The 19992-nt window shown below is 66.3% G+C and carries 20 protein-coding genes; 10 read left to right on the top strand and 10 right to left on the bottom strand.

Annotation, left to right across the window (positions count from 1 at the left end):
* On the top strand, nt 1–501 hold the full coding sequence (locus FHS02_RS01120; protein ID WP_137312412.1) for an SH3 domain-containing protein: 501 nt from the start codon (nt 1–3) through the stop codon (nt 499–501).
* A gap of 183 nt (nt 502–684) precedes the next feature.
* Nucleotides 685–2286, top strand: coding sequence for an FHA domain-containing protein (locus FHS02_RS01115; protein ID WP_137312411.1), 1602 nt, complete (start codon nt 685–687; stop codon nt 2284–2286).
* Nucleotides 2287–2366: 80 nt separating this feature from the next.
* Here FHS02_RS01115 and FHS02_RS01110 read toward each other — a convergent pair whose 3' ends face one another.
* Both FHS02_RS01110 and FHS02_RS01105 read right to left on the bottom strand, forming a co-directional pair.
* Complete coding sequence (locus FHS02_RS01110; RefSeq protein WP_137312410.1) at nt 2367–3125, bottom strand: hypothetical protein; 759 nt, start codon at nt 3123–3125, stop codon at nt 2367–2369.
* A 178-nt stretch (nt 3126–3303) separates the two neighbouring features.
* Nucleotides 3304–4209 (bottom strand): LysR family transcriptional regulator, encoded by a 906-nt coding sequence (locus tag FHS02_RS01105; RefSeq protein ID WP_137312409.1) that lies wholly within the window; start codon nt 4207–4209, stop codon nt 3304–3306.
* A gap of 111 nt (nt 4210–4320) precedes the next feature.
* Between FHS02_RS01105 and FHS02_RS01100 the strand changes: the two genes are divergently transcribed.
* Complete coding sequence (locus FHS02_RS01100) at nt 4321–5334, top strand: MBL fold metallo-hydrolase (RefSeq protein ID WP_137312408.1); 1014 nt, start codon at nt 4321–4323, stop codon at nt 5332–5334.
* 64 nt (nt 5335–5398) lie between these two features.
* Here FHS02_RS01100 and FHS02_RS01095 read toward each other — a convergent pair whose 3' ends face one another.
* Nucleotides 5399–6487: an ankyrin repeat domain-containing protein gene (locus FHS02_RS01095; RefSeq protein ID WP_137312407.1), complete on the bottom strand. Its 1089-nt coding sequence runs from the start codon at nt 6485–6487 to the stop codon at nt 5399–5401.
* A gap of 116 nt (nt 6488–6603) precedes the next feature.
* Here FHS02_RS01095 and FHS02_RS01090 point away from each other — a divergent pair, with 116 nt between their 5' ends.
* Nucleotides 6604–7236 carry a hypothetical protein gene (locus tag FHS02_RS01090; protein WP_137312406.1) on the top strand — a complete coding sequence of 211 codons (633 nt, stop codon included), beginning with the start codon at nt 6604–6606 and terminating at the stop codon, nt 7234–7236.
* A gap of 58 nt (nt 7237–7294) precedes the next feature.
* On the opposite strand, the gene FHS02_RS01085 is transcribed toward FHS02_RS01090, so the two are convergent.
* Nucleotides 7295–8164: a LysR family transcriptional regulator gene (locus tag FHS02_RS01085; RefSeq protein ID WP_137312405.1), complete on the bottom strand. Its 870-nt coding sequence runs from the start codon at nt 8162–8164 to the stop codon at nt 7295–7297.
* 130 nt (nt 8165–8294) lie between these two features.
* Here FHS02_RS01085 and FHS02_RS01080 point away from each other — a divergent pair, with 130 nt between their 5' ends.
* Nucleotides 8295–9041 carry a glucose 1-dehydrogenase gene (locus FHS02_RS01080; protein ID WP_137312404.1) on the top strand — a complete coding sequence of 249 codons (747 nt, stop codon included), beginning with the start codon at nt 8295–8297 and terminating at the stop codon, nt 9039–9041.
* Nucleotides 9042–9063: 22 nt separating this feature from the next.
* Complete coding sequence (locus FHS02_RS01075) at nt 9064–10533, top strand: MFS transporter (RefSeq protein ID WP_137312403.1); 1470 nt, start codon at nt 9064–9066, stop codon at nt 10531–10533.
* Nucleotides 10534–10563: 30 nt separating this feature from the next.
* Here the strand turns inward: FHS02_RS01075 and FHS02_RS01070 are convergent, their stop codons facing one another.
* On the bottom strand, nt 10564–11547 hold the full coding sequence (locus FHS02_RS01070; protein ID WP_137312402.1) for a GlxA family transcriptional regulator: 984 nt from the start codon (nt 11545–11547) through the stop codon (nt 10564–10566).
* Between the two features lie 198 nt (nt 11548–11745).
* On the opposite strand from FHS02_RS01070, the gene FHS02_RS01065 reads away from it, so the two are divergent.
* From FHS02_RS01065 to FHS02_RS01050, 4 genes are all read left to right on the top strand, one after another.
* Nucleotides 11746–12432 (top strand): M24 family metallopeptidase, encoded by a 687-nt coding sequence (locus tag FHS02_RS01065; protein WP_137312401.1) that lies wholly within the window; start codon nt 11746–11748, stop codon nt 12430–12432.
* Entirely contained in the window at nt 12429–12593 is a 165-nt protein-coding gene (locus tag FHS02_RS01060; RefSeq protein ID WP_137312400.1) for a rubredoxin, read from the top strand. The genes FHS02_RS01065 and FHS02_RS01060 overlap by 4 nt, the downstream gene beginning before the upstream one ends.
* A gap of 1 nt (nt 12594) precedes the next feature.
* The gene (locus FHS02_RS01055; RefSeq protein ID WP_137312399.1) at nt 12595–12918 is read left to right on the top strand and encodes a hypothetical protein; all 324 of its coding nucleotides are present in this window, start codon (nt 12595–12597) and stop codon (nt 12916–12918) included.
* A 127-nt stretch (nt 12919–13045) separates the two neighbouring features.
* Entirely contained in the window at nt 13046–13216 is a 171-nt protein-coding gene (locus FHS02_RS01050; protein WP_307722190.1) for an isochorismatase family protein, read from the top strand.
* Nucleotides 13217–13423: 207 nt separating this feature from the next.
* Here FHS02_RS01050 and FHS02_RS01045 read toward each other — a convergent pair whose 3' ends face one another.
* The 5 genes from FHS02_RS01045 to FHS02_RS01025 form a co-directional block, all read right to left on the bottom strand.
* Nucleotides 13424–13741 (bottom strand): YdhR family protein, encoded by a 318-nt coding sequence (locus tag FHS02_RS01045; RefSeq protein WP_137312397.1) that lies wholly within the window; start codon nt 13739–13741, stop codon nt 13424–13426.
* A 37-nt stretch (nt 13742–13778) separates the two neighbouring features.
* Entirely contained in the window at nt 13779–14675 is an 897-nt protein-coding gene (locus FHS02_RS01040; protein WP_137312396.1) for a pirin family protein, read from the bottom strand.
* A gap of 4 nt (nt 14676–14679) precedes the next feature.
* Nucleotides 14680–15090, bottom strand: coding sequence for an OsmC family protein (locus FHS02_RS01035; RefSeq protein WP_137312395.1), 411 nt, complete (start codon nt 15088–15090; stop codon nt 14680–14682).
* 143 nt (nt 15091–15233) lie between these two features.
* Entirely contained in the window at nt 15234–17615 is a 2382-nt protein-coding gene (locus FHS02_RS01030; RefSeq protein ID WP_137312394.1) for an SUMF1/EgtB/PvdO family nonheme iron enzyme, read from the bottom strand.
* An 18-nt stretch (nt 17616–17633) separates the two neighbouring features.
* On the bottom strand, nt 17634–19913 hold the full coding sequence (locus FHS02_RS01025; RefSeq protein ID WP_137312393.1) for an SPFH domain-containing protein: 2280 nt from the start codon (nt 19911–19913) through the stop codon (nt 17634–17636).
* Between the last annotated feature and the right edge of the window lie 79 nt (nt 19914–19992).

The following is a 19992-nucleotide window of genomic DNA, read 5'->3' as shown; positions in this document are numbered from 1 at the left end:
ATGTCATTCGACCAACTCGCCAGCGGTGCCGGACCTTATCTTGCTGCCAGCCACGGCGCCCTCGCCTACGCCGCCGGCCTGGCCCTCACGCTGGTGCTGGCATCGTTCCTGACGCCGGCCCACTGGTGGCGCCGGCCGACCGTGCGCGGCCTCGCCATCCTGGGCGGCGGTGCCTGGGTATTCGGCGCGCTGCTGCTGCATGGCGTCACCGCGGCGCCGCCGCACACCGCAGCCGCCTCCCCGCAGGCTGACGCGCCCACGCAACAGGCATCCGCCGTGCTGCCGGTGCCGGGGCAACGCTACCGGGTACACCGCGACCTGAACGTACGCGACGCGGCCGGCGTGGGATCGGCGCGGCTGGCCGTGGCGCCGGCCGGGTCGATCGTCACGCCGACCGGGCGGCATGACGGCGACTGGTGGCAGATCCGCTATGACGGCGGCCCCGCCGGCGTGGAGGGATGGGCCAGCAGCCTGTGGCTGCGCCGCGCGGCCGAGCAGTGAGCCTGGAGCTGCCGTGTACGGATGGCCGACCGGACATGGTTGAGCGATCGCTACGGATTACGCACGCCTTGCGGGCACAGCGGATGAATACGGGCTGAAAAGCACCCCTGTTCGGGGCTACGGCGAGTTGCCAACGGGATGCAAAAGCGCGTAAAGTCTTGCTTGTCTCGTCCTTGGCCCCTCATGAACACTTGCCGTAATCCCGATCACCCGCATTGCACCTTCTGGGTCGCGCCGGGCCAGCACGCCTGCGAGGGTGGGCACGGCCAGCCGGCGGCCGCGTCGGAGGGCATGGCATCGGCTGTGATGGCACCGGCAGGCATACCGGCGGCCGCGCGTTCAGACTCCGCATCGAGCTACGAACTGCTGTCCGCAATGCGCAACGGCCGCGTGCCGCAGGCCCGGAGCACCGATCCGGCGCACCATGGCGCCGGGCCTGCGATGGCCGGCAATACCAGGCTTGGCAACTATGCCACGCCGATCCACGTGCGGCCGCAGCTGCACATCAGCGGCTTCGATCCGCGCGCGGCGGGGGGCCGCCAGACCCTCAAGATGGAACTGCGCGGCATGCCGGACGGGTGCGCGCCGCAACTGGCGCTCCGCCTGACGTCGGACCTGATGCAGCAAGGCGCGTCGGAGCGGCAGTTTGTCCGCGCCATCGATGGCGACTGGCGCCCCGTATTCGCCGAATTCTCGTCGCGCGACCGCGAACACGGCCAGTACCAGATCCACGCCGAGGTGCTGAGCCGGCACCCGGGGCAGCCGGTGCGCAAATGGGAATGCACGTTCGTCGTGCTGGTGCCGCGCCCCGATGCCACGCTGACCGAGATCCACCGCATCTTCCTGTCCACGCACAAGAACGTGCGCGTGATGGCGGACGACGCGTCGATCGCCCGCGTGTCCGGCCAGGGTGGCCACAGCATGGACATCGACGTCACCGCGCGCAATGCCGGCATCGCCCACCTCGACCTCGGCGCGCCGCAGGGCAAGATCGACCTGGGCTTCTCGACCATCGCGTGGGACGAGGACCTGATCGAGATCGACATGCCGCATACCGGCCCGGCCCACCCGCACCCGAGCGTTGCCGCCACGTTCGTCAACGCGGCGCCGGAAGCGGGCGCGCAGCGCCACATCCGCCTGTTCGCGCTGGGCGAATGCGTGTTCGGGCGCATGGAAATCGTCGATCCGGAAGCGGACGTGCTGCTGAACCACTTCGGCCCCGACGGCATCGATCCTGCCGGGCTGACGCGCCGGCTGTCCGGCCGCCACGCGGTGATCCGCCGCGGCACGCTGGGCTTTGAAATCGAGGACGTGTCGCGCTATGGCCTGCTGCTGGACGGCGTGTGGCCCGGCAAGCACAAGCCGGTGCCGCTGCGGCTGGGCATGCGCATCGAGCTGTCCGCCAGCATCAAGGGCATCGTCGTCCTGGAAGTGACTGCGCTGATGCCGCACGGCGTGATCCTGCACCGCATCGACAGCGGCGCACGCGCCGAATGCTTCGTCGTGCTGGCACCGGACACGCACCCCGGCTACCCGCTGCGCCGCATGCAGGCCGCGCCGGTCGCCGCCGCGCTGCCGCTGCTGTTCCACCACGACGGCGGCTTCTGGCACCTGGATGCCGTGACCGGCAAGGAAACCGCGCTGGGCCCCCATGCGCAGCTCGACAAGCTGAGCCGGATGCCCGCGCACACCCGCTTCGCCGCCGGCCCGTATCCCGACAGCTACATCATCCGCACCGGCGGCGTGGTGCGCGAGATGGTGGCCGGGGAAATGCACACCGCCTGATGGCCGTGCCGGGCCCGGTGGACGAACAGATTCGTTCACCACGGACGCGCCTTGCGAACGCAGCAAGCCCGCGGTTTGTATCAGGATCCGGGAGAAGGGTCTTCCGCAAACTGCAGCTCGATCACACTATCGTTAGCCCAGCGCTGTTCCCGTAACGGCGGCGTAAAAGAGTATCCGTTCACCGGCACGGACTCGGTCTTTCCATTGAAGCTGATCGTTGCACGGCTAATGCGCCGAGGTTCCGAGAAGCTGTACGTACCTTTTTTCGAAACGAAATTACACGGTCCACCCAATGCGCTGATCGAAGTGCGCGCTGCGAAAGGCAAGGTTTCCTTGTCGATTGCCCAATGGACTTCGCACGCGAGTCGCAGGTCGCCCAAGCGGCGGACAGTATCGCTTGTCGTGGGACTTCTGACGTAGGGAAGCCATGTCACCGATCCAGCCTTCCGGTTGAGCATCAGCTCGGCCTTATCCCGCGCCAGTTCCGGCTTGACGGGCAAGATAAAGATATTGCCCTGCCCCAAAGGAATGTCCAGGCTGGCTTCGTCGCTTTGAAGCTTTAGCTGAAGTGCGTTCATATCGACGCCCGGAAGGCGAGGCACCAGGATAAATTGCAGTTCAGCAGTAGGGGCAAGGTCACGCTTTTCCGCGAAGCGGCTTACCCCTTTGAGCATGGAACTATATGGCTTCCAGTCCGGGTCCCTGATCGCAGTCACATTAACCACCGAATCTGCACCTTGATCCGCTTGTATATTGTCTTCCTGGTTTTTTGCAGAAACTTCTCCGGGAAAATTAAACACGGAGACAAGCAAGAGGCCGATCAGTTTAAGTGAATGCATATCGATTCTGCATGTGAATAATGTTGAAAAACCTCGCTCTTCAAGCGCCCTTATAAGCTGGTTACCAACGATGGTATATCGTGGTGCGCTGCCATGGTAATCACGGACTTGAAATAGTTGATGGTACCGGTCTGCAAGTCAGATGGCTAAACTTCCCCCTGCATAGGGCCGCGCGCCGTCACCCAGGATCGAGCCTGGCAGGCACCTCCCGCACCAGCGCATCGATCACGGCGCGCACCCGCATCGGCAGGTAGCGTCCGACTGGCCAGACGGCGTGCACGTCGAAACCCGGTCCGCGCAGCGCCGGCAGTACTTCGACCAGTTGCCCACGCCGCAGCCGCGCGGCCACCAGCCACGACGGCAGCCAGGCAAGCCCGCTCCCGCTGGCCGCGGCATCGGCGATCGCTTCCAGGTCGTCGAAGCGGAGCCGTCCGGCCGGCTTGATCTCGTGACGCTGTCCATGGTCGTTGAAGTGCCATGACACGACACGCTGGCCCTTGCCGTAGGCCAGCAGCGCATGCGTGCCGATCTCCTCCAGCCGTGCCGGCGTGCCGTGAACGCGCAGGTAGGCTGGCGCCGCACACAGCAGCATTGCCTGGGTGCCCAGGCGGCGCGCCTTCAGGTCACCCTCGTCACCCAGTGCGCCCGTCCGCACCACCAGGTCGAAGCCATCCGCCAGCAGATCGACCGGCCGGTCCGTGAACGCGACCTCCAGTTCCAGCTGCGCGTTCGCCGCCGCGAGATCGACCAGCACCGGCGCGATGCAATGGCGTCCCAGCAGGACCGGCACGCTGACACGGACCCTGCCTGCAGGCTGCCGCTTTGCCGCATCAAAACCCGCTTCGGCATCCCGGATGTCCGCCAGCGCAACGGCACAGCGCTCGTAGAAGGCCGCGCCTTCGTCGGTCAGGCGCAGCGTGCGCGTGGTGCGATGGAACAGCTGCACGCCGAGGCGCTCCTCGAGCCGCGCGATGGCTTTGCCCACAGCGGAACGCGACAAACCCATCGCTTCCGCCGCCACCGCGAAGCTGGACGCTTCCGCGGCCCGCACGAACGCGGCGATGCCGCTCAACTGGTCTCCCATCAACTCCTCGCAATGCCGAATAAATGTCTACATTGTGGATCATATATTCTCCACTGGCGACATTACTTCTCTCCTATCCTATGCCGTCACAACGCCAGGAGAGACTTCATCATGTACGACTTCAACCACTTCGCTGCCGCGGGCCTGCGCCGGCGCCTGCGGCGCTGGGCCGTCTTATCCACGCTCGCGCTGGCGGCCATGGTGCCATCCATCGGTGCCGGCCTTCCCACACAGCCGGTATCGCAAGTGCCCGGCTACTTCCGGATGCAGCTAGGGACATTCGATGTCACGGCGCTGTACGACGGCCATGTCGGCATCGATGCCGCGCTGCTGGGCGGGGCCGGCAGGCCGACGATCGACGCTGCGCTGGCCGCCGCCTTCCTGGCACGCGCGGCGCCGGTGCAGACGGCGGTCAATGCCTATCTCGTGCGTACGGGCGCGAATCTGATCCTGGTGGATACCGGCACCGCGAAGCTGTTCGGCGACCATCTCGGCTACCTGCTGGCGAACCTCCGGGCGGCGGGTTATGCGCCGGAGCAGGTCGACACGATCCTGCTGACCCATCTGCATCCGGACCATGCCGGCGGCCTGTTGACCGCCACCGGCAACATGGCCTTTCCGAACGCCCAGGTGTTCGTGCCGAAGGCCGATGCGGATTATTGGCTGAGCCCGAAACAGGCGGCCGCCGCGCCGAAGGACAAGCAGGCGCTGTTCGGCATGTCCCGCGACGCGATCGCGCCGTATCGCGCGGCCGGCAAGCTCACCGTCTTCGCACCCGGACAGGTGCTGCGCGAGGGTGTGAGCGCCGTCCGGGCGCCAGGGCATACGCCGGGTCACACCGCTTATCTGTTTTCCTCGGACAAGCAGAACCTGCTGGTATGGGGCGACATCGTCCATAACGCCGCAGTGCAGTTCCCCCATCCCCAAGTGGCAATCGAGTTCGACTGGGACCAGCCGCGCGCGGTGGCAACCCGGCGCGCACTGCTTTCCCAGGCCGCATCGCGCGCATGGTGGATCGCCGGCGCCCACGTGCCCTTCCCCGGCGTGGGACGTATCCAGGCTGGCAAGGACGGGGCCTACCGCTGGGTTCCCACCGAGTACGGGCCCGTCCACGAGCAGCCCTGATGCTGAACACAAAGCAGTGCGGCCCCGGTCACCGCCACGTCCAGTGAAGCCGCCGGCAGCGTTTTCATTCTTTGCCCAGCGTGATATCGCGCACGCCGCCGGCAGCGATGAGCAATTGGTGGACGTCGTAGCGTTTTTCGAATACCGCCACGTCAAGCGGCGTGTGGTGGTGCTTCTCGTTGACGGGGAACCCGGCCTTCAGCGCGGCCTCGATCACGACGATAGAGCTGCGCCGCACCAGGAATTCCAGCAACGGCGCGCCGATCTTGTGATTGCAGCGCAAATCGACCCGGCCCATCAACGCCACCATGGCTGCGTCGACGTCCTCGTCCGGATGGTTGAACCTGCGGGTGCGTGCTTTATCGTTGGGCGAAGGCAGGTCCAGCAGCTCGTTGACCGCCTGGCACATCGCTTCAGCGCTGCCCCCGTTCGCCAGCAGTTCGTTGGCCTGCTGCAGAACCGCTTTCCGGTCCCGTGCAGGCGTTGCCACCTTTTCCTTGGGGGCCAGCACCTGTAGCTCCTCCTCCAGCTTGGCGGCCCACAGCGGCACCGGCTTGGCCGTGCGGCAATGTCCACCGCACAGTATCAGTTTGACTGGCGACAGCAGTTCCGTATCGATTTCGCAGAAGTCGGCACCCGACAGCCAGTATTGTGCCGCCTTGCCCTTGCTGTGGACACTGACCACGGCGCGCGCCACCGCTGCGGAACAGGAGGCGCTTTCGGTGAACTGGTACGAGGCGCGGCGCGTCGGACCATCACGGCGCGCATAGCGGCGAATGATCTTGCGCGCCGCTTCGACCTCCACGGCGCGCATTTCAACGGACGAGTAATCGCGGTCGCGCAGCAGCCAGGCGTGCCCGCCTTCGATGAACAGGCCGTAGCGGTTGCCCACCTCGTGTTGTACGAACACGGCTTCGTCGACCCGGGCGAGCGGCACCTGTTGCAGGAAGTAGCGTATCTGCCAGCCGCGTTTGTCGATCGTCTCGTACAGGTTGTAGATATCGTTATAGCCATGCCGGATCGGCGGAGCGTCCGCCCGCTGCGCGGCATACGTAAGATCCCAGCCGGCAGGCACGTCCATGGCCTGTGCCGTGGTGGCCAGACATCCCGCGGCAGCCAGCAGCCATAGTCCCCATCCGCGCGTGTGGCGCATTTTACTTATCATGGTTGCAATGATCGAATTCCTTGACGCATTGACCTGTCGGCTCAGCAGGCGGACTGGACTTCTGCCGAATTATAATAAACTCAACTTCCGCCAACCTTGCCGTCATGTTCGAAGCCGTCTTTTACCAGCTCCCCAAATCCGTCAGTTTCCACCAGGCCGTCAAAGGCAGACCCCGCGAGGCCTTTGGAAGAATCCGGGAAATGCTTGCCAGTATGGCAGTAAGCGTTCAGCTCGGCCATTCCATAGCGCTGAACGTCGACCCGCCCAGCGAATGGACGGATGCGGCCGTGGCCGCCGCCTGCCTCGACGAGGCCCGACGGCGATTCGGCCTGGAGCGCAATCCTGGGGAATCGGGCAAGAGCTGGCAACTTGGCATCGAGTGCTTCGAGGATGCGGTTGAATTCGCCCTGTCGGATGAACGGTGGCCCAGGCAGACGGTGGGCCCGCTCAGTTTGCATGTCTCGTATCACTTCGACTGGCGCGATTTTTCAAATGAGTTCCCCGAGCCGTTGGCCAGCTGGGAGCGCGGCACCTGCACCCTGGGTTTGAATTTTCACCGTCGAGCATTATCGGTCGGACCGTCCCTTATCTTCCCGGTGCCTTACGAGAGCGCAGCTTTCCAGCCATTCCTCGACCGGCTCACGGCGGCGCTCCCGTTCGAGATCAAGCACAAGCACCTGCGCCGCATGCTGGTCAATCCAAAGAACGGCGCCATCCGTTACCTGCATCTCGCTTGACGTGGCCCGTCAGGCTGGTGGTACGCCGACCATGCAGAGGCTTACGAGAACGTGGCGCTCAATTTGCCGCGAAAGCGGTATCCGACAGCATCGCATCGGCGATATCCAGCATCGCTCGCAGGCGGTCCATATGCCGTAGGTCATTGTGGTAGCCCACCCAGATGTCCCTGCCTGGAGGCTGGTCCGGTGTGTCGATACGCTGCAATCCGGCTGTTGCATCGCCCAGCGGGGCTGGCAGCACGGCGATGCCCAAACCTCGCAGGCACATCTGTGCCTGGATGGCCCGGCTCGTGCTCGTGAAGGCCCGCCGCGACTGCGGGAATCTGTCCAGCAGCCAGGCGACATCGGGAAAGTGGGACTGTGCCGTGTTCATCAGGATCAATCCCACTGAAGCCGGATCGTCCTGCATCGCAGCCGCAGTGCCGGCTGAGCCATACAGGCCGTAGGAAATCCGCATCAGGCGGCGCTGGACGATGTCGGGTTCGCTGAACGGAACAATGCGAAAAGCCACGTCGGCTTCACGGCGCGGCAGATTCAACAAGCGGTAGCCGGCGATCACCTCAGGCACCACGGCCGGATGGCGGCGCGTCAGTTCGGCCAGGACGGGTGCGAGGACATAGCCAGCAAACCATTCTGCCGAAGATATCCGCAAGATGCCTTCGAGGCGCTCGTGGTTGCCCGCCAGGCGCCTCTCCATGGCCAGTGCGGAATCTTCCATCGATTCAGCCAGGGTCAGTACGGCGTCTCCGGCGTCCGTGAGAACCAGTCCATCCCTGGTCCTGCGGAAGAGCGCCTGCTCCGCTTCATCTTCGAGCGCTTTGATCCGGCGACCCACCGTCGGATGGCTCACGCCCAGGGTCCGCGCTGCTTCGCCGAACGATCCGCCACGCACTACCGCCAGGAAAATCCGGACGTCGCCCCATTCCATTTGATCGGCCCGTACAAAAATGTACGCGCAATATACGTCAATGGCAGTTCACAGACAAGCATGTACGGCTCACCATGGCGTCTTTCGTCGCGCTGGCCCGCTCCGGGCCAGCCTCAACTGGGATCAAGACATGAACAAGCTGAAAGACAAAGTCGCCGTCGTGACCGGTGCTTCCAAAGGTATCGGCGCGGGCATTGCGCGCCAGCTCGCGGCCGACGGCGCGAAGGTCGTCGTCAATTACGCCTCGAGCAAGAGCGGTGCCGACAAGGTGGTCGCCGACATCGAAGCCGCTGGCGGGACCGCGGTGGCGGTGGGCGCCGACGTCACCAGGCAGGCAGAGGCCGAATCGCTGGTCAGGGCGGCAATCGATCACTTCGGGCGCCTGGACATCGTGGTGAACAACGCCGGCATCTACCAGCTGGCCAAGGTCGAAGACACTACCGAAGAGCTCTATCGCAGGCAGTTCGACATCAACGTCCTGGGTCCGCTGCTGGTCATCCGCGCAGCCGCGCCGCACCTGGGCAAGGGCAGCAGCATCATCAACATCGGTTCCAATGTGACACGCGTTCTTCCGGCAGGGAGTGCGATCTACACCGGTACCAAGGGCGCGATCGATGCCATCACCGGTGTGCTCGCGCGCGAACTCGGCCCGCGAGGCATCCGAGTCAATGCCGTGAACCCCGGCATGGTTGAAACCGAAGGCACCCACGCCGCCGGCGCGATAGGCTCCGATTTCCAGGGCTGGTACGAGAGCCTGACGCCGCTCGGACGCATTGGCCAGGTGCAGGACATCGCGCCGATCGTTTCCTATCTCGCGTCCGAAGATGCCGGCTGGGTGACTGGCGAGATCATCCTGGGTTCGGGCGGCATGCGCTGAGATGTCCTTTTGTGAGGAACACATGTCGCAGAATAATCCCGCTCCACCCGAGCCGCGCCGCTGGGGGATGTTCGCCGTCCTGCTGGTCGGCTCCTTCCTGCCGCCGCTCGACTTCTTCATCGTCAACGTGGCGCTGCCGTCGATCCAGGGCGACCTCGGCACCTCATCGTCGGCCGAGCAGATGGTCATTTCCTCGTACGCCGCGCTGTATGCGGTGACCCTGATTACCGGCGGACGCCTGGGCGACCTGTTCGGCCGCAGCCGGGTATTCTTCCTCGGACTGATCGGCTTCACCGCCGCCTCGCTGCTGTGCGGTGTCGCCTGGTCGCCCTGGGCCCTGATCGCCGGGCGCGCCCTGCAGGGCATCACCGCCGCGGTCATGGCGCCGCAGGCGCTCGCCTCCGTCCAGGCGATCTTCCCGGAAGCCGAAAAGCCCCTGGCACTCGGCCTGTACGGCGCGGTGTTCGGCCTGGCCTCGGTCATCGGGCAGGCGCTGGGCGGCGTCCTGATCGCGCTGGACCTGTTCGGCATGGGATGGCGCGCGGTCTTCCTGGTCAACCTGCCGGTGGCCATCCTGGTAGTCCTGTTTGGCATCCCTCTGCTGAAGCGGACGGGTGAGCAGGGGTCGGGCAGGCAAGGGTGGAACAAGCTGGACCCGGGCGGCATGCTCTTGTCGATGCTGACGCTGGCGCTGCTGATCGTGCCGCTGATCGAAGGCCGCGAGGCCGGATGGCCGTGGTGGTCCTGGCTGTCGCTGGCCGCGGCGCCCCTGCTGGCCCGGTTCTTCTGGCGCTACGAAAGCCGGCTCGCGCAGGCCGGCGGGACACCCCTCGTCGATCCCGCGGCCCTGCGTGCGCCGGGCCTTGGCCGCGCTCTCCTGATCGCCCTGTCTTTCTATTCGGTCGCTTCCTTCTTCCTGCTGTTCTCTGTCTATCTGCAGAACGCCCTGCACTTCAGCGCCCTGGATGCCGGCCTGGTCTTCCTGCCTTTCGGCGCCGGCTTCCTGCTGGGGCCCCTGTCCACGCCATATTTCCGCCGGCACCTCGGCGAGTGGGTCAATCCGATCGGGATGGGACTGGAAACCGCCGGCTTCCTCGGCCTGGCATGGCTGATCTCCGCGACGCCGGACAGCATGGCGCCGGCATCCACCCCGCTCGCCGTCCTGCTGTTCTTCATCGGCTTCGGACAAGGGCTCGGCTTGCCGACGCTGATGAAAATGATCACGGGCCGCATGGCGCCCGCCTATTCCGGCATGATCGCGGGCATCGCCAGCTCGACCTTGCAGGCGAGCACCGCGCTCAGCGTGGCCCTGATCGGCGGGATCTTCCACACCGTCCTCGGTGGCCGGGATGACCCGGCGGCGATCTCGCATGCTTTCGTGGTTTCCGCCTTGTGCATCGCCTTCTGTCTCGGCGCCGGGGTGCTGCTGGGCATGACGCTGGCGCGCCGCGCCACCGCGGTTTCCACCCAGGGCCGGGTGTCCGGCGCTTAGTTCACCTTTCTTTCAACGGCACGCCCGACATCAAGCGACCGCTCCGGAACCCTTGGCGAAAGCACCGAAGTTCTGCCGGTATTGCTGGGCCGTGACGCCGAGATGCCTCGTGAACGCCATGCGCATGCGCATGGCGGTACTGAAGCCGCAGCGGTGCGCGATTGTCTTCAAGGGTAGCGTTTCGGTCTCCAGCAGGACTTTTGCCGCGTCGATCCGGCAACGCTCCACGAACTCGGCGGGCGTGATACCGGCCTCCTTCGCGAACACGCGTGCGAAGTTCCGGGTGCTCATTGCCGCATGTTTCGCCAGGCAGTCCACCGTCAAGTCATGGTCGATATGCCGCCGCACATGATCTCGCACGGTGTCCACAACCGACGCGTTCGCCGAATAGGGTGTCAGATACGGGCTGAACTGCGACTGCCCACCGTTGCGCTGGCTGAAGACGACCAGCCTTTTCGCCACGTTCAGCGACACTTCCGGTCCGTGGTCCTCGAATACCAGGTGCAAAGCCAGGTCAATACCTGCCGTGACGCCCGCCGACGTATAAATATTCCCCTGGCGCAGGAAAATTCGATCCGCGTTGACATCGACTTTCGGGAAACGTGCCGCCAGCTTCGACGCATCGTTCCAATGCGTGGTGACGCGAAGTCCATCCAGCAGACCGGCATGCGCCAGGAGAAATGCACCGTTACATACCGAGGCGACCCGCCTGCACCGCCGGCCCGCTGCCTGGAGCCAGCGGCTCAAGCCATTGTCGCGCGGCAGCGATGGCACGGCCGGGCCACCCGGAACGACCAGCAGGTCGAACGCCTCCTCGCATCCCTCATAGGGAAGATCGGGCTGCACCGTCAGGCCGTTGGAACACCGCACCGGGCCGGGACCGGTGCCGAGGACGGAAAGCCGGTAATGCCGGACCGGTTCGAGGAAGCGGTTGGCTTCGGCGAAAACGTCCATGGGGCCGGTAATGTCCAGGCTCTGCATAGCGGGAAAGGCAAGGATGGCGACGGTGGGCACGCTGGACTCCTGACAGGAAGCCAGCACTATAACTGGACGTCCGCTTCTCCAGGCATCGCTGCAGGCCACGCATGGGTGAATGGCAGGATATCCACCCAGCTTGGCCGACTTTGACGTCTGCTCGCCCCCAGTTCGACGCCGTAGCTACGCACAATGGCGTTACGGGAATTTTCCCGCTGTGAACAGAAAGGAATACTCATGAGCAACACGGCAGAGAGCGTTGGACCGGCATTTTCAGTGGATGGCATGCTGCTGGCGCGAGCGGAGACACGCAAGGCGATTGCAGCGATCGCCGCCCGCGTCCGGCCCGGCATGGTCGAGGAAGATGCGGTCGCGATGGCCAAGGACGTGATTGCCTCCCGGGGGCACGCCCTGAGCTGGCACCCGACCCGCGTGCGGTTTGGGAAGAACACGATGAAGCCGATGAAGCAGGCGTCCGAACCGGGCGTCATCCTCGGGGAGAACGACATCTTCTTCATCGACATCGCGCCCCGGGTCGAGGACTGGGAAGGCGACGGCGGCGCCGCCTTCGTTGTCGGCCATGCGCCCGAATACGCCCGCTGCGCGGCGGATGCCGAGCGTCTGTTCCATGACGCGCGCGCGATGTGGCGCGATCGCAAGTGCACCGGCCAGGAACTGTATGACTACGCCACGCGACGCGCGACGGAGATGGGCTGGGAACTCAATCTCGACCTGCCCGGTCATCGCGTATCGGATTTCCCGCATGCCGCCATGCATACCGGTGCCCTGGCCGATTATGCGTCCCATCCCTCGAGCATGCGCTGGATCCTCGAGATCCACCTCACCGATCCACAAGGCCGCTTCGGCGCATTCTTCGAGGACATGCTGCTCGACGACACCTTCTATGCGAGAGATGGCGCATGAAGACCTGGCAATGCGCCGTCTGCGGCTTCGTCTGCGACGAAGCGGCCGGGCTTCCGCGCGAAGGCATCGCACCCGGCACCCCATGGGATGCGGTGCCGGACAACTGGGCCTGTCCCGGGTGCGGCATGGCCAAAGACGATTTCGAGATGGTCGAGAAATAGGATGGCGCCGATCGTCATCGTCGGCGCGGGCATGGCGGCCTATGCCCTGGGCCGCGAGCTCCGCAAGCTCGACAAATCCACTCCGCTGCTGTTCGTGACAGGAGACAGCGGAGATGCCTACGCCAAGCCGATGCTGTCCAACGCCCTGGCGCTCGGGAAAGAGGCGGCACAGCTGGTGAGCGCGACAGCCGGGCAGATGGCATCGACGCTGGGCGCGCGCTTGCTCACCCACACCCGGGTCAGGTGTATGCGCGAGGCGGATGGCTTCATGCTCGAGCTGGCGGACGGCAGCCTGCAAGATGGCGTTGTACCCGTCCCCGCGTGATACCGCAGGCAGCTGGGATGGCCGGGTGAGGACGGGCGTGTCGTCGCGCGCTTCCTCGACGAAGATGGCTTCGTCCGTGGATGCGGCATGACCGAGCCTGCCCTGGCCGCGCGTCACGAATTCCGGTGTGGAGTCCACGGCACGCATCGCCTTCGACCACGGCTATAAAGTGGTCTTCGCCGAAGATGCCATGTCCAGCGTGAGTGCGGAGATGCACCGGTTTGCCACCGAAGCCATCTTTCCCGTCATTGGACGGGTGCGCACGACTGCGCAAATCCTGGACATGCTGAAGCGGTAGAGAACGGTACTACACCGGTGTGTCGATGGGTTTGACAACGAAATCGAAGGCGAGCCTGGACGCGGCAGGCATGCTGCGCTCGCCGTTGTCTGCTGTTGGCCGATCCCGGACGCTCCGGCACCCGCCTGTCGCCCGTGTCACATCCTGTAAGCGACAGGCGATCCGGTTGCTTTGCCTCCGGCTTTATTGCCCGTCCATGGCGCTGGATTACAACTCGTCCGCCACGATCTGCTGCGCCATGTTGTCGACGGTCACCGGGCTGTCGAAAAAGATCACGGTGGGCTCGACGCCGTATTTGTCGGCGACGAAGGCGTGCCATGCCTCGGTGTACAGCGCCTCGGCTTCCGCCCGCGAATTCCACAGGTACACGCCACCGGCCGTGACGCCGTCTTCCGACAGCACGTAGTGCTTCCTGAGCAGGCCCGGCACGCCCTGGTACGTGGGCGCGGTACTGAGATAGATACGGCGGGCTTCCTCGGCGGCGATCGGTTGCGGCAACTTGAAAGCGGTGATGGTGATGATCATGCGGCCTCCTGTGGCGGGTTGGAACGTCAGTTGCCCTTCAAAGATACGTGCCCTGCGGCTTCGGCCGGTTCGGCAACGGAATGCGCTCGGTCTCGCCGGGCACCTGCGGGAAGCGCTCCGCTTCCCAGTCCTCGGCCGCCTGCGCCAGCCGCTCCTTCGACGACGACACGAAATTCCAGAACATGAAGCGCTGCCCGTCCAGCGGCGCACCGCCGATGACGACGAAGCGCGTACCCGCGGCGGTAGCCGTCACGCGCGGCGCGGTGGACGTGTCGAGCAGCGCCATCGCGCTCGCGGCGACGGCGATGCCGTCGACTTCCACGGCGCCGGTTACCGGATAGATGGCCGCTTCGGCAGGCAAGGCATGCAGCACCAGTTCGGCGCCCTGCTCCAGCACCACGTCCAGGTACAGCGTTTCCATGTAGGTCGGCACCGGCGACGTGCAGCCGAACGCCGAGCCGATCAGCACGCGCACGGTGGCGTTATCGACGGTGAGTTCGGGGATGCTGGAGGCCGGTGTGTGCGAGAAATTCGGCTCGTCTTCCTCGTTCGCCTTCGGCAGCGCCGCCCACAGCTGCAGGCCGTGCATCCGGTGCGGGTGGCCTTTCAGGTCGAGCGGCGCCCGCTCGGAATGGACGATGCCGCGGCCGGCCGTCATCCAGTTGATCGCGCCGGGCTCGATGCGCTGGTACGTGCCGATGCTGTCGCGGTGGTCCATCGCGCCTTCGAACAGGTACGTGACGGTGGCCAGCCCGATGTGCGGGTGCGGGCGCACGTCGTGGTTGGCGTCGAGCGGCACGTCGATCGGGCCGAAGTGATCGAAGAAGATGAACGGGCCGACGGCCTGCTTGATGACCGAAGGCAGGTAGCGGCGCACGATGAAGCCGCCGCCCAGGTCCTTGTCGTGGCCCTTGATCAGATGCGCGATGTTCATGCGATTACCCCAGCGTGGTGGTTACTTCGGTGGTCACGGCCGTCATCAGCTTGTGCACCGGGCACTTCTCGGCCACGGACAGCAGCTCGGCGCGCTGCGTCTCGGTCAGGTCGCCGGCCAGGTGCAGCGTGACGACCAGGCGGTACACGCCCTTGCCGCCTTTATCGCGTTCGTCGCTGTCGTCGCGCGTGGTGGTGACCTGGATATCGTCGACGGGGATGTTCTTGCGCTTCGCGTACCACAGCACCGTCAGCGCCTTGCAGGACGACAGGGCCGCGTCGTACAGGTCGTGCGGCGACGGGCCGGCATCCGCGCCGCCTTCTTCCGGCGAGACGTCCGCCGGGACCAGGTGGTTGCGCACATGGACGATGTGGCGCATCGGTTGGGTGGAGTCGCGGCGTACGGTGATGGGCATCGGGGTTCCTTGAACGGTAGTCAAACTTATTCGAATGATAGTGGACTGGTAGTGCACTATAAGCCGATCCGCGTGCCATGCCTACTCCCGGAATGGGGAACAGCATGTCGCGATTCATGTCCCATGAATATCGCCGTCCCGCATTACCCCAGCCTGCGTGCCACCCTGAACCCCACCACGTCGTTCGACAACAGCGCGGAGAAGCCGTTCCGCGCCGCCGACCGCACATAGCGGGGCGGATACAGCCACGCGCCGCCGCGCACCATGCGCCGGTCCGGGTCGCCGCCGCTTCCCCCGCCCTCGCCCGTGTCTTCCCAGGCGCTGCCGTCGCAGGGCGCGCCGTTGTAATCGTCGTGCGCCGCGTCCTGCGTCCATTCCCACACGTTGCCATGCATGTCGTACAGGCCCCAGCCGTTCGGCTGGAAGCTGCCGACCTTGCTGGTGCCGCCGCGGAATTCGCCGCGCACCCCGTTACCATAAGTGAAGTGACCGTCGTAATTGGCGTATTCGGTACCGATCTCGTCGCCGCACGCAAACGCCGTGCGCGAGCCGGCGCGGCAGGCATATTCCCACTCGGCTTCGCTCGGCAGGCGGTACAGCGCGCCGGTCATCATCGACAGCCAGCGCACGTACTGCTGGGCATCGTGCCAGCTGACGTTGACGACCGGGTGCCAGTCGTCCTGCTCGAAGCCGGGCCGCGTCCAGTCGATGCCGAGCTTCGACTCCCACGCCGTGGCGCGCACGAAGCGGCGCCACTCGCCCACCGTGACCGGGTAGCGGCCCAGCGCGAACGAGCGCTCGATGGCCACCCAGCGGGTTGGCAGTTCGCGTGCCAGCCACGACGGTTGCGAGCCGGCCTTGCGCGCCACCACGTGTTCGTGCTCGGTGCCGCCCATCTGGAAGCGGCCGGTCGGAATCAGCACCAGGTCCGGGCCGACGGCGCTGCCATCGAGGAACCGGTCGCGCAGCACGCCGCTGGCATCGGCCACCGGGCTGGCCGCGGTCGGCATCAGCGCCGCCAGCTCGGCCGCATTGCGGGCCGCCTGGTCGCGCCGGGCGCGTTCCTGCTCCGCCTTGTACGCCGCCTGCGCCCTCAACAGCGCGGCCTTGCGCTGCTTTTCCTCCTCGATGGCGCGCGCCTTGGCCGCATCGGCTTCGCGCCGCGCCAGCAGTTGCTGGCGCAGCTGTTCCTTGCGCGCCTGTGCGGCCGCATCCGCTTCGAGCCGGCGCTGTTTCTCCCGTTGCAGCTCTTCCGCACGGCGGGCCTGCTCTTCCCTCAGCTTTTTCACGGCCTCGGCCTGCGCCTCGGCGCGGCGCCGGGCCACCAGTTCCGCGTTCCGCTGCAGCTCCGCCTTGCGCTGGAGCTCCATCCTGCGCTGCTCTTCCGCGCCGGCCGCGCGCGCCTGTTCCATCGCGCGCTGCTCGGCATGCAGGCGCTCTTCGGCTTCCTTCAGCTGCGCGCGCTGCCGTTCGTGCTCGCGCCGTTCCGCCGCAAGCTGCGCCGCGGCCGCCTGCGCCGCCAGTTCTTCCGGCGATGGACCGGCGGCACGGCGCAACGCATCGAGCAGCGCCGTCACGCTGTCGAAGCGTTGCTCGGGATCGAACGCGAAGCCCTGCTGCAGTACCCGCCATTGCGCGTCGTTCAGGCCCGGCGGCGGTGCGACCTGCGACTGGGCCGAGCGCGTGTCGTCGAACGGCATCGTGCCCGCGAGCATCTGGTATACCATGACGGCGACGGCGTACACGTCCAGCCGCGGCAGCGGCAAGGCCTGCTGGGTGCCGGTTTCCGGCGCGCGATAGACGGCCGTGCCGGCGTTCGGCAATTCCGGCAAGCCGGCGGTCGCATCGCGCGAGCGGGCGGCAATGCCGAAATCGAGCAGCTTGATGTCGCCCTGCGCGGTCAGGAACACGTTGCCCGGCTTGAGGTCGCGGTGCACCAGGCGATGCCGGTCCCACGCATATTGCAGCGCGCTGGCGACGGGCCGCAGGATGCGCTCGACCTCGCCGAACGGCACCGGGCCGTGGCTCGCCAGCCAGGCGTCCAGGTCCTGGCCGTCGAGGCATTCCATGATGATGAAGTAGCTGGCCGTGGCCGGGTCCTGCGCCCATTCATAGACGCGCACGATGCTGTCGTGCGCCAGCCGGCGCGCCTGCGTGGCTTCCTCGACCAGCAGGCGGGCATGGACCGGGCTTTGCGTCAGCTGCGGCGGCAGGATCTTGACGGCCACCTGTTCGCTGTGTCCCAGCTCCGCGTGGGTGGCCAGGTCGGTGGCCTGCCACACCTGGCCCATGCCGCCCATGCCGAGCAGCCGCTCCAGCCGGTAGCGGCGGTGCTGCGGACCGATTTCCTGGCCGGCCATCAGGCCCAGTTCGGTACCCTGCCGGGCCGGCGGCGGCGCGGTGCCGCCGGGCGTGTATTCGGCGTCGAGTATCGCGTTCTTGCGCCGCTCGAATTCCTCCCCGGTCAGCAGCCCGTCGTCATGCAGGGCGCGCAATTCGCGGATCTTGTCCCTTGCCGTTTGCATCGATACGCAGCCGTTCCTTCAGCGCCGCAGCGGCACGCCGCATTCCGCACAGAATTTGGCATCCCGGTTGCCCGGTTGCAGGTGGCCATTCACGCACGCCGATGCCCCCTGCTGCGCTGGCGCGTGGTGATGATGGACCGGCGCGCCGGCCTGCGCGACGCCCACGCCCAGCTGCATCTGCGCCGCCAGCGCATTGGCATGGGTGGCGTTCTGCAGCTTCAGCAGCTCGAGCTGGTGCTGGCGGTCCTTGTCCTGCCGGGCATCGGCCTGGAGCCGTTCGTCGGCCAGCGCCTGCTGGGCCAGCCGCATCGCCTCCAGCGGGGTCACGCTGTTTTCGGCGCCGACCACCAGCGCCAGCGCCTGCAGCTGGTCGGCGCTCATTTCCGCCTGCGTGCGCACCTTCAGCAACTGGGCCAGTGCCTGGGCGTTGGCGGTGGGTGCCAGCGCCACCTTGCCGGTATCGGACAGGTTGCCGATCGTGCCGATGCGCTCGATCTCGATGCGCGCCAGCTCGGCGGCATGGTTCTGCTGCGCCACCAGCGTTTCGTAGGCGGAGCGGGCGCGCGCGTAACGTTCCTCGCGCTCCAGCTCCAGCCCGCGTAGCTGCTGCTGCCAGTGCGCTTCGTGTTCGCGCAGCTTCAGCGACAGCCGGTTCTCTTCCGCCTCGTGGGCGATGGTATTGGCCTGGCGCTGGGCGATGCCGTCGGCCTCGATGGTGCGCAGCAGCTTTTCGTGCTGGGCCAGCGCCTCGGCGCTGGCGCCGCTGCGCCGCAGTTCGTCCAGTCGCGCGGTAATGCCGGCCACTTCGACCCGGGACGATGCTTCCTTGACGTCCTCGCCGCGCGACAGCTCGCGGCGCTTCGCCATGTGCAGTTCTTCTTCCCAGTCGCGCAGGCGTTCGGCTTCGCGCCGGCGTGCCAGGTTGGCCAGCTCGACGGCCTGCAGGCGGCCCGCATGGTGCTGTGCCTCGATCTCGGCTTCGCGGCGCTGGGCCGCCAGGTGCGCCTGTTGCAGCCGCAGCGTTTCGGCGCGCCGCGCCGCTTCGTCCTCGATCGCCAGCGCCTGTTCCATCTGGTTGCGGATCTGCTGCACGTGCAGCTGGTGCGTGAAGCGCTGCTTCGCCAGCGCGCGCTGCTCGACCGCTTCCTGCTGCGCCACCTCGAGTTCGGTACGCATGCGGATCTGGGCAAGCTGGCGCACGTGCTCCCAGTCCGCGGCCGCGCCGGCCTGCCCCGCGGACCGCTGGGCCAATTCGTGTTCCAGCTCGGCGGCGGCGGCGCCGGCACCCCGTTCGATGGCCGCCTTGCGCGTGCGCGATTCGACGATGCGCGCGTACAGGTCGATCTCGCGCGCCCGGATCGCCTGCATCCGCTCGCTCTCGCGCAGCGACAGCTCGGCCTTGTCGACGGCCGCATCCTGCCGCAGCTCGGCGCGCCGGTAGTCGTTGCGGGCCTGCTGTTCCTCGCGCGCCAGCGCCAGCCATTCCTCTTCGCCATACAGCTCGTCGAGGTGCCGCGCATGCTCGATCTGCACGTGGCGTTCGTCGGCCACCAGCCACAGGCTGCCCACGCGGGCACGGTTGGCATCGTATTTATCGTGGCGCAGCTGGAGCGTTTCCACCTGCACGGCGGCCAGCCCGAACTCGGCAAGGCGCAGCTTCAGCGCCGACTGCAGCCGCTCGTCGAGCTGCGGCCGCAGCTCGGGATTGGCGTTCATTTCGCGGATCGACCGGGCACCGACGAATTCGGCGGCGATCTGCCATACCGACTGCTGCAGCAGTTCGCGCAGGTGCCGCGTGGTGACGGTGCCGGGTGCCGTCATGAAATGCTGGGCGAACGCGGCCACGTGCTCGACCTTGATGCCGACGGTGAAGCTGGCGCAGATCTTCAGGTGCTCGGCGGTATGCAGGTCCGCCAGGTCGAACCGAACGGGCAGCGGCTGCATGCGGGTGATGAGGATTTCGGCGTGCTGGTCGCGCAGCAGGTTGTTGAGGCGCTGGAAAAAGCCTTCCAGCTCGTACTCGCCCTGCGGGACTTCGGTGGCGCTACTGCCTTGCAGGATGTAGGCGCGGGTGGTGGGCGGCACCCGCAGCGTCTTGGTGAAGATGCCGGACAGTTCGCGCACGCCGAAATACACCGCCAGCTCGTCGTCGGCCGGCACCCAGCGGTTATCCACCAGTACCGGTTCGCTGCGCGGCGTGCCCTGCGACAGGCCGCATTGCGCGCAATAGCCGGCGGCACCGTTGCGTTGCCCGCAACGCGGGCATTTGACACCACCGATACCGAACATCTTGAACATGTCAGTTCCCTCCCAGTTTTCATCATCGGCCCGCGCCGATTTTAACAGGCGGCCCACTCTTGCCGCCGGCCTCGACGTG

It is taken from the genome of Pseudoduganella umbonata (assembly GCF_014192225.1).
GTDB lineage: Bacteria > Pseudomonadota > Gammaproteobacteria > Burkholderiales > Burkholderiaceae_D > Rugamonas > Rugamonas umbonata.
This window is presented reverse-complemented; position numbering and strand designations above follow the sequence as displayed.

Bases quoted from the DNA above. Each gene is read 5' to 3' on its own strand.
- FHS02_RS01120 (WP_137312412.1), top strand. From the start codon at position 1: ATGTCATTCGACCAACTCGCCAGCGGTGCCGGACCTTATCTTGCTGCC.
- FHS02_RS01115 (WP_137312411.1), top strand. From the start codon at position 685: ATGAACACTTGCCGTAATCCCGATCACCCGCATTGCACCTTCTGGGTC.
- FHS02_RS01110 (WP_137312410.1), bottom strand. From the start codon at position 3,125: ATGCATTCACTTAAACTGATCGGCCTCTTGCTTGTCTCCGTGTTTAAT.
- FHS02_RS01105 (WP_137312409.1), bottom strand. From the start codon at position 4,209: ATGGGAGACCAGTTGAGCGGCATCGCCGCGTTCGTGCGGGCCGCGGAA.
- FHS02_RS01100 (WP_137312408.1), top strand. From the start codon at position 4,321: ATGTACGACTTCAACCACTTCGCTGCCGCGGGCCTGCGCCGGCGCCTG.
- FHS02_RS01095 (WP_137312407.1), bottom strand. From the start codon at position 6,487: ATGCGCCACACGCGCGGATGGGGACTATGGCTGCTGGCTGCCGCGGGA.
- FHS02_RS01090 (WP_137312406.1), top strand. From the start codon at position 6,604: ATGTTCGAAGCCGTCTTTTACCAGCTCCCCAAATCCGTCAGTTTCCAC.
- FHS02_RS01085 (WP_137312405.1), bottom strand. From the start codon at position 8,164: ATGGAATGGGGCGACGTCCGGATTTTCCTGGCGGTAGTGCGTGGCGGA.
- FHS02_RS01080 (WP_137312404.1), top strand. From the start codon at position 8,295: ATGAACAAGCTGAAAGACAAAGTCGCCGTCGTGACCGGTGCTTCCAAA.
- FHS02_RS01075 (WP_137312403.1), top strand. From the start codon at position 9,064: ATGTCGCAGAATAATCCCGCTCCACCCGAGCCGCGCCGCTGGGGGATG.
- FHS02_RS01065 (WP_137312401.1), top strand. From the start codon at position 11,746: ATGAGCAACACGGCAGAGAGCGTTGGACCGGCATTTTCAGTGGATGGC.
- FHS02_RS01060 (WP_137312400.1), top strand. From the start codon at position 12,429: ATGAAGACCTGGCAATGCGCCGTCTGCGGCTTCGTCTGCGACGAAGCG.
- FHS02_RS01055 (WP_137312399.1), top strand. From the start codon at position 12,595: ATGGCGCCGATCGTCATCGTCGGCGCGGGCATGGCGGCCTATGCCCTG.
- FHS02_RS01045 (WP_137312397.1), bottom strand. From the start codon at position 13,741: ATGATCATCACCATCACCGCTTTCAAGTTGCCGCAACCGATCGCCGCC.
- FHS02_RS01040 (WP_137312396.1), bottom strand. From the start codon at position 14,675: ATGAACATCGCGCATCTGATCAAGGGCCACGACAAGGACCTGGGCGGC.
- FHS02_RS01035 (WP_137312395.1), bottom strand. From the start codon at position 15,090: ATGCCCATCACCGTACGCCGCGACTCCACCCAACCGATGCGCCACATC.
- FHS02_RS01030 (WP_137312394.1), bottom strand. From the start codon at position 17,615: ATGCAAACGGCAAGGGACAAGATCCGCGAATTGCGCGCCCTGCATGAC.
- FHS02_RS01025 (WP_137312393.1), bottom strand. From the start codon at position 19,913: ATGTTCAAGATGTTCGGTATCGGTGGTGTCAAATGCCCGCGTTGCGGG.